The sequence below is a fragment of the Desulfovibrio sp. ZJ369 genome (genome assembly GCF_011039085.1).
GTDB lineage: Bacteria > Desulfobacterota > Desulfovibrionia > Desulfovibrionales > Desulfovibrionaceae > Desulfovibrio.
On record NZ_JAAKEI010000052.1, the window covers coordinates 1 to 12285 of the forward strand.

At 60.1% G+C, this 12285-nt stretch carries 10 protein-coding genes; 4 read left to right on the forward strand and 6 right to left on the reverse strand.

Translation table 11 applies throughout. The annotated features are described in order from the left end of the window. Positions 1-323 precede the first annotated feature (323 nt). The 3 genes from G7Y51_RS12005 to G7Y51_RS12015 all read right to left on the reverse strand — a co-directional run bounded on the left by G7Y51_RS12005 (position 324) and on the right by G7Y51_RS12015 (position 4039). Positions 324-1712, reverse strand: a complete 1389-nt coding sequence (locus tag G7Y51_RS12005; protein WP_165177806.1) for a phosphomannomutase — start codon at positions 1710-1712, stop codon at positions 324-326. A 25-nt stretch (positions 1713-1737) separates the two neighbouring features. Then, positions 1738-2667 carry an HrgA protein gene (locus G7Y51_RS12010; protein WP_165177808.1) on the reverse strand — a complete coding sequence of 310 codons (930 nt, stop codon included), beginning with the start codon at positions 2665-2667 and terminating at the stop codon, positions 1738-1740. Positions 2668-3460: 793 nt separating this feature from the next. Further along, positions 3461-4039, reverse strand: coding sequence for a site-specific integrase (locus tag G7Y51_RS12015; protein ID WP_241160241.1), 579 nt, complete (start codon positions 4037-4039; stop codon positions 3461-3463). On the opposite strand from G7Y51_RS12015, the gene G7Y51_RS12020 reads away from it, so the two are divergent. Next, positions 3944-4822, forward strand: coding sequence for a hypothetical protein (locus G7Y51_RS12020; protein WP_165177804.1), 879 nt, complete (start codon positions 3944-3946; stop codon positions 4820-4822). The genes G7Y51_RS12015 and G7Y51_RS12020 overlap by 96 nt on opposite strands. Positions 4823-4966: 144 nt before the next feature. Here G7Y51_RS12020 and G7Y51_RS12025 read toward each other — a convergent pair whose 3' ends face one another. Beyond that, positions 4967-5944, reverse strand: a complete 978-nt coding sequence (locus G7Y51_RS12025; protein ID WP_165177812.1) for a lipoate--protein ligase — start codon at positions 5942-5944, stop codon at positions 4967-4969. A 131-nt stretch (positions 5945-6075) separates the two neighbouring features. Further along, a complete protein-coding gene (locus G7Y51_RS12030; protein WP_165177814.1) occupies positions 6076-6915 on the reverse strand; it encodes a TatD family hydrolase in 840 nt (279 codons plus the stop codon). Positions 6916-7131: 216 nt separating this feature from the next. Between G7Y51_RS12030 and G7Y51_RS12035 the strand changes: the two genes are divergently transcribed. After that, positions 7132-8088: a UDP-glucuronic acid decarboxylase family protein gene (locus G7Y51_RS12035; RefSeq protein WP_165177816.1), complete on the forward strand. Its 957-nt coding sequence runs from the start codon at positions 7132-7134 to the stop codon at positions 8086-8088. Here G7Y51_RS12035 and G7Y51_RS12040 read toward each other — a convergent pair. Next, positions 8052-8435, reverse strand: coding sequence for a hypothetical protein (locus tag G7Y51_RS12040; RefSeq protein WP_165177818.1), 384 nt, complete (start codon positions 8433-8435; stop codon positions 8052-8054). The two genes, G7Y51_RS12035 and G7Y51_RS12040, sit on opposite strands and share 37 nt — an antisense overlap. Here G7Y51_RS12040 and G7Y51_RS12045 point away from each other — a divergent pair. Beyond that, positions 8434-9996 carry an outer membrane homotrimeric porin gene (locus tag G7Y51_RS12045; RefSeq protein WP_165177820.1) on the forward strand — a complete coding sequence of 521 codons (1563 nt, stop codon included), beginning with the start codon at positions 8434-8436 and terminating at the stop codon, positions 9994-9996. The two genes, G7Y51_RS12040 and G7Y51_RS12045, sit on opposite strands and share 2 nt — an antisense overlap. A 171-nt stretch (positions 9997-10167) precedes the next feature. Next, the gene (gene uvrC / locus G7Y51_RS12050) at positions 10168-12120 is read left to right on the forward strand and encodes an excinuclease ABC subunit UvrC (RefSeq protein WP_165177822.1); all 1953 of its coding nucleotides are present in this window, start codon (positions 10168-10170) and stop codon (positions 12118-12120) included. The last annotated feature ends 165 nt before the right edge of the window (positions 12121-12285 follow it).

Consider the following 12285-nt stretch of genomic DNA (forward strand, 5'->3'; position numbering starts at 1 on the left):
AAGCAAAAACATGTGATGAACTGTATAAATCCATTGGAAAAGCATTAAGTTGTATCACACAAAAAGACGCTGAAGGATGGTTTAAATCCTGTGGATATGTAAAAAGTTAAAAGCAAAATGCTCTAGAGCATTTCCACGCGCCTCCGGCCCGAAGAGCGTTTCAAAAGCATGATGCTTCAGGATCGGCGCGGCCGCGCCGAAAAAAGCGGCGAAACGCGCGAGGCATCTGAAACCGTCTTGCGGCTCACTGCGGGAAACATACGCAAGAGCGGCCGCGCGCAGGAGGGCGGACAGCCGCGCCTGTTGCGGACAGGCGCAGGCGTTCAGGCCGATTGGCCTTCTGCGTCCAGAAACTCCAGGATTTCGGCGGTCTTGTCTTCCAGCAGGGCGCGGTTGCCGCGCGTTTCCACATTCAGGCGCAGCAGGGGTTCGGTATTGGACATGCGCAGGTTGAAGCGCCACTGGGGAAATTCCAGATTCACGCCGTCCAGATGATCCTCGTGCAGCGCCCTGGCCGCGTAGCGGGCGCGCACCTTGGCCATCAGGCCCGGAGCGTCGGATACCCGGCGGTTGATCTCGCCGCTGCAGGGATAGGCGGCCATGCGCTCGGCCGTGAGCTCGGAGAGCGTTGTGCCTGTGCGGCCGAGCAGGGCCGTGACCAGCAGCCAGGGCAGCATGCCGGAATCGCAGTAGGCAAAGTCGCGGAAGTAGTGATGCGCGCTCATTTCGCCGCCGTAAACGGCATCCTCGGCGCGCATGCGTTCCTTCATGAAGGCATGCCCGGTCTTGCCCATGACCGGCGTGCCGCCTGCGGCCAGCGCCACGTCGCGCGTGTTCCAGTAGACGCGCGTGTCATGGACGATTGTGCCGCCCGGAAAGCGCGCGAGCAATTCCTTGGCCAGCAGGCCGATGAGGTAATAGCCTTCGATGAAGTTGCCCGCCTCGTCATAAAAAAAGCAGCGGTCGAAATCGCCGTCCCAGGCCAGGCCCAGATCCGCGCCCACGGCGCGCACGGCCTCAGCCGTGGCCCGGCGTTTTTCCGGCAGCAGGGGATTGGGCACGCCGTTGGGAAAATGCCCGTCCGGCTGCATGTTCCGGAAAACAAGGTCAAAAGGCAGGGTGGGCGCGAGCTCGCGCAGCACGAGCCCGGCGCAGCCGTTGCCCGCGTCGGCCAGGATTTTCAGCGGCGCGGCGTGCGGCGCGCGGCTGTATTCCCGCAACCAGTGAACGTATGCCGACCGGAAGGAGGCCTGCCTGACAGAAGGCGCCTCGGCGCTCGCATCCGCCTCGGCAGGACCGCTTTCGCCCAAAAGCTGCGCAACGCGGGCTTTGAGCTCAGGCAGGCCGGAATCGCCGCTCAGGGGCACGGCCCCGGCGCGTACCAGCTTGAAGCCGTTTTCGTCCGCCGGGTTGTGACTGCCGGTGATCATGATCCCGCCGTCAAAATTTTGCCGGGCCGCGGCATAGTAGATTTCCTCGGTGCCGCAGATCCCCAGGTCCGTGACGCGCGCGCCCGCCGCGGCCAGCCCGGCGGCCAGCCCGGCGCGCAGAAGCGGGCCGCTGAGCCGCGCGTCGCGCCCCATGACTACCTCGCGTGCCTTGAGAAGTTCCGCAAAAGCCTGGCCCAGGGCGCGGGCAAGGCCCGCGTCGAGCGCCTCCGGCACACGGCCCCGGATGTCATAGGCCTTGAAACAGGAAAGATCGTGGCTCATAAGTATTCCTTCAGCGGTTGGTCCGTTATCTGTTCCAGTCTCTTTCCCGCAATCTTTCTGTTTGCAGATAGGCGGAGACAAGCTCCATGTATTCCTGAAAGTCGCTGTTTTCTTTGACAAGGCGGTCAATGGACTGCCAATCGGCATCAATGCGGCGGCGCGCCGGAAGAAAAATTTCGCTCTCCGAGGGATTTTCGGGATCAAGCAGGATCACGCCGATGCCGTGCAGGGAGGAAAGCATGCGCAATTCCTGTTCCACGCGCTCCTCGGCGATGCCGGTGGCGACCAGATAGCCCTCATGCGCCCATGACGAATTGCTGACAGCCTGGAAAAAGCACTTGCGGACGTTGCCCAGGGTCAGCGTTTTCTTGACTTCAAAGGACCACAGCCGCACGCTGGTGCTGCCGTTGAGCTTGACGCACTGGCGGGTATATTTGTTCCATTTTTCATCCACAGGCTCCATGGCGGCCACATCGGGATGCAGCCACTGATTGCCGCCCGCGCCCCGCGCATTGTGCGAGCAGCTTTCCCGAATACGCAGGGAATACAGACGCAGTTCCGATGAAAGATAGCTGATGAGCAGCGGATAGAGCGCCTGCTCCTGCAACGCGGCATCTCCGGGCTGCTCGGCATTGGCCGCCACCTCGGCGGAACAGGCCTGTTCCGTGGAGGCCCCGGCCGGGAGAGGAATGCAGTAGCGGCGCGGCTTTGGCCTGTCCTGCCAGGTCAACGCGGGATTGCCGCGGATCAGCGTATCTTTTTGCGAGCCGATTTCGGCAATGATCTGCGAGAGAAAGGCCTTGTCGTCCGCAAAGCGGGGGTTTCTGCGTTTGCGCGCGTACTCGGCCGGGTATTCGGTGATCAGAAACGTGGCTATTTGCCGGGCGGTAAAGGATTGCCCGGAATGCGCCTCCAGAAAACGGAGAATCTTTTGCGCCTGTGAAAGCGTTCTCATGGCCGAAATCCCCGGAGTGCCGCGGATACGCGACTCCAGCGCACTGCAAGGTTAGAGCGTTTTCTCTTTGAAAATGCTCTGCTGACGCGAAAGCGGCAGCCGCCGCAACGCGGCGTACATTCAGGCGAAAACCGCGTTTTTCGCCTGAATGCCACCTTTGACTTTCATAAAAAGTCAAAGGTAATCTGCTCTAAAGCTCCTGCACGGCCCTGTTGCGTTTGCGCGCGGCGTATGTTTCAACAAAAAGCGTATTTTTCGGCATAATGATAATGGAAAATGCACGGCATTTCAAAGGCAATCTTCTCCGACGCCGGAGAGCGGCCGGGGCGGTGGGGAAAGGCCGGGCCTTTCCCTGGCGGCGCGGCCGGGGCACATGGCCCGGTCGCGGCAGGCTGTTGCGCAGCCCGCGCCCCGTGGCCGGCAAGGCTTTGTTTCCTGCAAGGCGTGGCGCTGCGCGAGGCCGGGATGCCGGAGGGGGGGGCAGGGTCAGCCCTCAGTAAGCCATGCAAAGCCGCCTTTTTCCGTCCGGCGGCGTTGCAAGGCCAACATTGACCTTGCGGTATGTTCAATACAGCTTCGCCCAATGTTGGCCTTGCGCCCTGCCGGCCGAAAAAAAATCGGCTTTTCGCGGACGGTGTTTTAGAGCGTTTTGCTAATGAAATTAGCTAACTGCTCTAGCAAAACGCTCTATTTTTGCGATTTGCATAATCCTGCCACTCCCGCCAGAAAGCCCCATATGCCACAGCATCGCCAAACGGGGAAAAACCTTTGGCGGCTCTGGCGTATGACGGCTTCAGACCAGAATACTTTCGATGATCGACAGCTTTTCGCTTTCCTGTCCGGGAAAGAGGTGCGCGTACCTCATCGTCATGGTGATATTTTTATGACGCATCAGCTTTTGCAGCTCCATGAGCGTGACCTGCCCGGACTGCGCCAACCACGAGGCGAAGGTGTGCCGCATGGTGTGCAGGGTAATGGCGTACAGGCTGTCGCCGTCCTCAGGGGCCAGGTTGAGCTTTCTGACTGCGGTTTGGAAGCAAGCCGGAGTTTTTTTGAACGCGACCTTTTTCCTGGGCTGCTGGAAGATCGGTTCAGCAGACTTGCGATTGTAGGCCTGGAGCATTCTGATCATATCTTCCGGCACACGGACGAAAACCCGTTTTCCTCCTTTTTGGAGGATGTAGAGGCCGCAGGCGTTGGCGTCCACATCCTGCCCCTTGAGTTTGAACATTTCGGCAGGCCGGAGGCCGGTTCGCAGGGAAAGCAAAACCATATCGTGCAACTGCGGATGCCGCTTTTCAAGGTCATCCAGAAGAGCTTTGGCTTCATCCCGCGTGAGGAAGCGCAATCGTTCATTATCGGGCTTGACCATTTTCCATGTGCCTCCCCTGGTGGACAGGGGATTGGCGCCACTCCATGCGCCGGTAGCTATGCCCCGGTTGATGGCGGATCGCAGGAAGCTGAAAATGCAGTTTACGGTTTGACCTGCCAGAGTCTTCCGGGGCTTCGCCCTGGACACGGACTCGACAGCAACATTCTTTTTGGATTTTGTGTTGCCCTTTGGGGTAGCGAGCAGTTTCGCCTTGAGATTGGAGAGCAATCCGGCACTCAAGTCGGAAACAGGCAGATCGTGGATTTTAGCTTTGAGGTGGGCGCGATACTGGCTGTAGTGCTGGTCAACGTATTTCCCCTCACTGCGGCCCCATGTGAGGTAGGCGTCCACGAGCTGCCCGACCGTTACCCTGTCACGGGCTGCGGGGTCTATGCCGGTATCGGCGATTTCGGCAATGAATTTTGCCCGTTCACGTTTGGCCAATGCGGGCCGGACACCCTCACTGTGCCTGCCGACTGTTTTCCAGTGCCCCTTGCCCTGAGCATCGGTATAGCAAAAACAGTAGATGCGATCCGGCTCTCCCGTCTTGGGGTTGCGTTTCTTGGAAGACAGGCGATAGAAAACGCCTTCAAACTTTATTTTTATGTATTTTCGGGTAGTTACGTCGTTCATGGAAGCATGATAACGGCGAATCCCTCAAAAGGGAAGATGATTATCCGTCCATTATCCAAAATGGATTTTCGGGATAAAAATGATGAAGATATTTATTTGTTTTTATTGATAATTTTTGGGCTATCCATGAAAATATGTGAGGGACTTTGAGAGTGAAAATCCTTTCTCAGCCATGAAAAAGGAAAATGAATTTTTTACGGAAATCATCTCAAAGGCGAATCCCCCCGGCAGGCGGCAGGCAGCCGCAACCAGCCGAAAGCGCGGGCACCGCTGCCAGAAGAAGGCATGCGGCTCTTACTCCATAAAAAAACGTCGCATGGCCGCGGGATCGCAGCCGCTGAAATACTTTTCCCAGGGCACGTTTTCCAGGGCTTTGGCCAGAATTTCCGGTTCAGGGCTGAGCCCGGAGAGGATATTTTCCAGTTCCCCGATTTCCGCGGCCGAGAAAAAATCGCCGTACACCCGGCAATCGACGATCCTGCCGTGGCGCACGGATCTGCGCAGTTCCACGCTGCCCCAGGGGAATCTCTCGCGCTTTTTCTCGGTAAACGCCGGCGAGGCTCCGTAATTCCAGCTCCATTGCCGGTATTTGGCGTCGGCCAAAGTCTGGGCCGCGGCATAATCCCGCATGTCCAGGCGGCCCGCGCAGTCGGCGCAATGCCGCAGGAGGCAGTTTTTAAGCTTGTCCATGTCCGTGCCCGGCGTCCAGTATTCCGCAATATTGCAGACCCTGGCCTGCACCGAGGCCACGCCCTTGGAGCGGATTTTTTCCGGATCCACGGTCAGCGCCTCGGCCATGCGCGCAACATCCGCGCTCACAAGCAGCGTTCCGTGATGCAGCACCTTGCCCCGGCGCAGCAACTGGCCGCTGCCTGAAATTTTGCGGCCGTCCACTTCCAGATCATTGCGGCCGGAGATTTCGGCCCTGACGCCCAGCTCGGCCAGAGCCTCCCGCACAGGCGCAAGATAGCGCCTGAAATCCACTTTTTCGCAGCCGGGGGCATTTTCTATAAAGGAAAAATTGAGATTGCCCGTGTCATGATACACGGCGCCGCCGCCGCTGACGCGCCGCACGACCGGCAGATCCTCGCGTTTGACAAAAGCCTGGTTGACCTCTTCGGCCGTGCATTGGTGGCGGCCCACGATGATCGAGGCCGCATTCTGCCACAGCAGAAAGAGCCCCGGATGTTCGGGAGGCAGGGAAAGAAAAAGTTGCTCCTCAAGAGCCAGATTGAAGGTGGGATCAAGCGACGAAAACACCAGAAACTGCATAGGCGGCCCTCCCTGGGGCATATTGCTTTTGAAACGCTCTAAAAGAGGCGAAGAGAAAAAGGGTCGATTTCTTTACCCGCGTCAAAAAGTACTGTAAAAGTACGGAACCCGCTGCGGGATTCGGGCGCGGCTCAGCTCGCCGGGGCGTCGGGCAGGTTGAAAAAGCGCCGCGCATTGTCCCCGCAGCTTTGCCAGAGGTCTTCCGGATCCTCATGGCGCGCCGCGGCCACGGTCCGGGCAGTGAACACGCTCAGGGCGGGCTCATTGCGTTTGCCGCGCCAGGGTACGGGCGCGAGATAGGGGCAATCTGTCTCCAGCAGCAGGCGATCCGCCGGGATCAGGGCCACGGCGCGGCGCAGATCCTCATTGGCGGGATAGGTCACAGGCCCGGGCACGGAAATATGCCAGCCGTTGCGCAGGATGCGGCGGGCCGTCGCGCTGCCGCCGCCAAAACAATGCCAGAGCAGCGGGTAGCCTGCAAAGCCGCGTGATTCCAGGATCATAAGGCATTCATCCTCAGCCTCGCGGCAATGGATGACCACCGGCCTGCCCAGTTCACGCGCCATGTCCAGTTGCGCGGCAAAAGCCCTGAACTGGATCTCCCTGGGGCAGTCCTGCCAGTGAAAGTCCAGACCGATCTCGCCCACGGCGCGCAGACGCGGCTCGGCCGCAAAAGCCGCGCGCATGGCCGCAAGACTGGCGGGTGTGCAGCGCTGCCCCTCACACGGATGGATGCCCAGCAAAAAAAAGACCTCTGGATGCGCGTCAAAAAAAGACCGTCGCGCTGCGAACTCCTCAGGCCCCAGGAAGACGTTGCCCACCTGACGCAGCCCGGCAGCGCGGGCGCGCGCCAGAACCATATCCCGATCCGAATCAAATTCCGGGCCGTCCAGATGGGCATGACTGTCCACGCCGGCGAGGGGCAGCGCCAGAGTCAGGGGATCGATGCGTTCCACTTTCTTGTGTCCCATGAGTAACCTCGCGAGGCAAGATAGCAACCACGCGGGGGCCGCGCAAGAGCGTCGAAGGACGCCTGCCCGCGAACGGACATTGCCAGTGGAAAGCAGTTAGACTAACATGCCCCACGTTCGGGCTGACGTATGCAATGTCCGGGCGAAAACAGCCATCTTCAGATGCCGGGATTGCATCGGCCATGTCCGGCACCAGCCTAGCATTTCGGGGGAAACATGCATCTGCGTAAACGGGTTCTGGTCACCGGCGGTTCCGGCTTTCTGGGGTCGCATCTGTGCGGGCGGCTGCTTGACATGGGCCATGAGGTGCTCTGCGTGGACAATTTCTTTTCCAGCGCGCGGGCCAATGTGGAAGAGTTCATGGACCACAAGCGTTTTGAACTGATCCGCCATGACGTCACGTTTCCGCTCTATGTGGAAGTGGACGAAATTTACAACCTCGCCTGCCCTGCCTCGCCCGTGCACTACCAGCATGATCCCGTGCAGACCATAAAAACCTGCGTGCATGGGGCCATTAATATGCTCGGCCTGGCCAAACGGCTGGGGGCGCGCATTTATCAGGCTTCCACCAGCGAAGTGTACGGAGACCCGGAAGTGCACCCGCAAACCGAGGACTACTGGGGCCATGTGAACCCCAACGGCATCCGCTCCTGCTACGATGAAGGCAAGCGTTGCGCCGAAGCCCTCTTTTTCGCCTACCGGAGACAGGGCGGTCTGCCCATTAAAGTGGGGCGCATTTTCAATACCTACGGCCCCAAGATGCATCCCAACGATGGACGCGTGGTTTCCAACTTTATCATTCAGGCGCTCAAAAACGAGCCGATCACCATTTGCGGCGACGGCAGCCAGACCCGCTCCTTCTGCTATGTGGATGATCTTGTGGAGTGCATGTTGCGCTTCATGGCCTCACCCGACGATTTTACGGGCCCCATGAACATGGGCAATCCCGGCGAGTTCACCATCAGGGAACTGGCGGAAAAGGTGGTGGCGTTGACAGGCAGCAGCTCGCCCATCAGCCATGTGCCTTTGCCCGGCGACGACCCCAGACAACGGCGGCCTGACATCACGCTGGCCCGCGAAAGGCTGGGCTGGGAGCCCCAGGTGTCGCTGGAGGAAGGGCTCAAAAAAACCATTGCCTATTTTGAAGGGCAACTGGCGGCCGGGCTGGCCTGACCAGCATCGGGCGCAGCGAACGCCCGCGGAACCCGAAAAAATTTGAACCGGCGCGCGGCGCGCCCCTGCGCCCGGTTCCCGCCGCCTGGCGGGAAGCCTGCCGCGGCCTTGATCGCTTCACAGAAAAAAATTTTTTCTGTCCCGAAAAAATTTAATATGGTGATTTTATAAGAAAAATCAATTTTCAGCCATTTCTGGCCCCCTAAAGAGTAAAAATTTTTGCACGAATAGACTTGCAATGCGGGCGGCGCTTTTATATAGTCTGCTCGCGACGGGAAACCGCCTCCAAGGTGTTCACAAAGACAAATCGTCCCCGCCAGGGGGCAAAAGAAAGGAAGGTTAACCATGAAAAAGATCGCTACTCTTCTGTTGGCGGCCGGCCTGGTGTTCGGCGCGTCCACAGGCGCCAGCGCCATTGACTTCAAAGCCAAAGGCCAGTGGATCATGAGTTTTGACTACGGTCAGAACGGCGGCTTCACCGGCGGCAACGGCATGACCGGTTTTAACCAGGCCACCCACCGCTACAAAAATGAGGACGAGTTTGAGGCCCGCCAGCGCGTGCGCCTGCAGTTGGACGCCGTGGCTTCCGAAGCCCTGTCCGGCACGGTCTTCTTTGAAATCGGCGACCAGGTCTGGGGCAGGGCCAACCAGGGCGGCGCGCTGGGCGCGGACGGCAATAATGTCGTCGAGGTGAAAAGAGCCTACCTCGACTGGATGGTGCCCCAGACTGACCTGAAGGTGCGCATGGGCATTCAGGGCATGGCCCTGCCCAGCTTCACCACGGGCAGCAATGTGCTGAACGACGACGTGGCCGGCGTGGTTCTCAGCTACAAGTTCAACGACAACGTGGCCCTGACCGCCCTGTGGGCCCGCCCCTTCAACGACAACTTCGATGGCGAGGCGGATGGTTCCAGGAAGTATTACATGGACAACGTGGACATGTTCAGCCTGATTCTGCCCCTGACCTTTGAAGGCGTGAAAGTGACCCCCTGGGCCATGTACGCGGGCATCGGTCCCAATGCCTTCCGCGATGCGGACGGTTACTTCGGCAATTTGAGTAATAAAGATTTCAAGAGCGCTTCTCGTCTGAATTACATGGCCGGCATGCTCCCGGCGGGCGGCGCCAGGCACAAGGACGGTACGCCCGTGGATAAGAAGCTGTCCTCCTACGGCGACGCCTGGTGGGCCGGCCTGACCGGCGAAGTGACCCTCTGGGATCCCTTCCGTGTGGCCTGGGATTTCAACTATGGCGGCGTGCAGTATGACGACAGCCATTTGAACCGTCAGGGCTGGTTGGCCTCTCTGCTCTTCGAGTACAAGCTGGATTGGGGTATTCCCGGCCTGTACGGCTGGTACGCCTCCGGCGACGACGACGATCCGTCCAACGGCTCCGAGCGTCTGCCCAGCGTGAGCGTGAACAACGCCAACAACGGCTTCTCCAACTTTGCCTTCCACGGCAACCCCTATATCGCCCGTGAAGCCATTCTCGGCTACAATATGAGCGGCACCTGGGGCATTGGCGCGCGCGTGAAGGATGTGAGCTTTGTGGAAGACCTCAAGCACACCCTGCGCGTGAACTACATCGGCGGCACCAATGATCCCAAGATGGCCAAGTACATTGTGGGCAGGGGCTATGAGCCCTTCCGCGACAGCGGCATCGTCGGGCCCAACATGCAGGCTGTAGGCATGGATCCGCTGTATATGACCACGGATGACAGCGCCCTGGAAATCGGCCTGACCAACACCTACCAGATGTACGAAAACTTCACCGTGATGCTGGACGCCGCCTACCTGGCCACCTGGCTGGATAACTCCAAATCCGTGTGGGGCAACAGCACGATGAACGGTAAGAGCGACCAGGTACGCGATCCCTGGAACGTCAACCTGAGCTTCGTGTACTCCTTCTAAAAGAGCGCACGCGCAGCAAGATCTATGAAAAATGGGGGGGCCGAAAGGCTCCCCTTTTTCTGTGCCTCTGCATCAGGGCCGCTTCAGTCCGGAGCGTTTTGCCAGAGCGCTTTGCTCATGAAAGTAGCAAACGCTCTGGCTTGGAGAGTCCTTCACCTGAACCCTTCCGCCATGCAAAAACCCGATTCTGCCACCATTCCCCAGGCTCCCGGGGTTTACCTGTACAAGGACGACCGGGGCCGGGTCATCTATGTGGGCAAGGCCCGCATTCTGCGGCGACGCGTGCTTTCCTATTTCCGGCCGGAGGGCCTGCCCGCCAAGACACGGGCCATGCTGGCCCATGCCGCAAGCCTGGAGTATCTGACCACCACCAGCGAAAAAGAAGCCCTGCTTCTGGAAGCGAGCCTGATCAAAAAGTATCGCCCGCATTACAATATTGTGCTGCGCGACGACAAGCAATATGTGCTCTTCCGGCTCAATCTCAAGCATCCCTTTCCGCGGCTGGAAACCGTGCGCCGCGCCCGCCGCGACGGCGCGCGCTATTTCGGGCCCTTCACCTCGGCCCTGGCCGCGCGCGAGACCTGGAAGATCCTCCACCGCGCTTTTGCCTTGCGCCGCTGTTCGGATCGGGCCATGAAAAACCGGGTACGGCCCTGCCTCTATCATTTTATGGGCCAGTGCCCGGCCCCGTGCATGGGGCTGATCACCCCGCAGGCCTATCATGAGGCCGTGCATAAAGTCTGCGAATTGCTGCAGGGGCGCGCCGTGCCCTTGTTGCGCGAGCTGCGCGCGGAAATGGATCAGGCCGCTGAGGAACTGGAATTTGAAAAAGCCGCCATTCTCCGCGACCAGATTCGGGCCGTGGAGTGTACGGTGGAGCGCCAGGCCGCTGTCTTGCCGGGCGGCGGCGATATGGACGCCATAGGCCTGTTCCCTGCGGACAAGGGCCTTGCCCTGGGCATTGTCTTTGTGCGTAACGGCGCGGTTACCGACGGCCGGGCCTTTTACTGGCCGGGGCTGAGCTTTGAGGACGCGCCCGAACTGCTCTGGTCCTTTGTGAGCCAGTATTACAGTCAGGCCACGCCCCCGCCGCGCGTGCTTTTGCCCTGGCTGCCGCCGGATCTGGAATCCGACCCTGAAGACGGCGCGGACAGCGCGGCAAAAGAGCCGGAGCAAGCGGCGCGCCACGGGCAGGATCTGCCCGCCGCGCCGGATCGCGTGGAGGAGGCCGCGCAGGCGGCAAATGCCGCCTTGCTCTCCGGGCGCGAGCTTCTGGAGCAGACCCTGGCGGATCGCCGGGGCGGGCCGGTGCGTATTGTGCCGCCGCAACATGCCGCGGACAACCGCCTGATCGACATTGCCCAGTCCAATGCCCGCGAAGAGGCGCGCCGATGCCAAAACCAGGATGAGCTTTCCATTCTGGAGCGTCTGGCCGCCGCCCTGCGCCTCCCGGCCGCGCCGCGGCGCATTGAATGTGTGGACGTTTCACATACCGGGGGCCGCCAGACCAGGGTCGGCCTGGTCGTCTTTGAAGACGGCCGCCCAAGCCGGTCGCAGTATCGGGCCTTTGCCATGCCGGACAGCGGCGACGATTACGCCACCCTGCATGGCTGGATTGCGCGACGGCTGGAAAGCGGCCCGCCCTGGCCGGATCTGCTGCTCATTGACGGCGGCCGGGCGCAACTGGCTGTGATTCAGCGGGCCCTGGCCGAGGCCGGGCAGGAAGGCCTCTTCAGTCTGGCGGCCATTGCCAAGGCCAGGGACGAGCACGGGCAGGCCGATCGCCGCGCGGGCAATGTGGCTGACAGGATTTTCGTGCCGGGGCGCGCCAATCCTCTGCCCTTGCGCGAAGGTGGCCCGGAATTGCTGTTTTTGCAGAATGTGCGCGACGCCACGCACCGCTTCGCCATCGGCCGCCACCGCCGGGCGCGCAGAGGCGCAGCGCTTTCCGGCGAGCTCATGCGCCTGCCCGGCATCGGCCCGGCCACGGCGCGCATGCTCTGGGAGAAATTCGAGAGCGTGGAGGCCATGCGCGCCGCCACTCTGGCGGATCTGCGCTCTCTGCCCGGCATCGGCAAGGCCAGAGCGGCCATCTTGCTGGAAAAGCTCAAGAATCTGAGCTAGAGAATTTCACTTTCGAGCAATTTGCTCATGAAATGAGCTAGAGCAGATTAACTTTAAATTTTTTCATACCCGCACGATTCAAACCAGCCCTGGGCATCATTCTGTGTGATCATGCTCAGGGCTTTCGCTACTACCGCATAAAGCTCTTCATGGGTACGGGCCTTC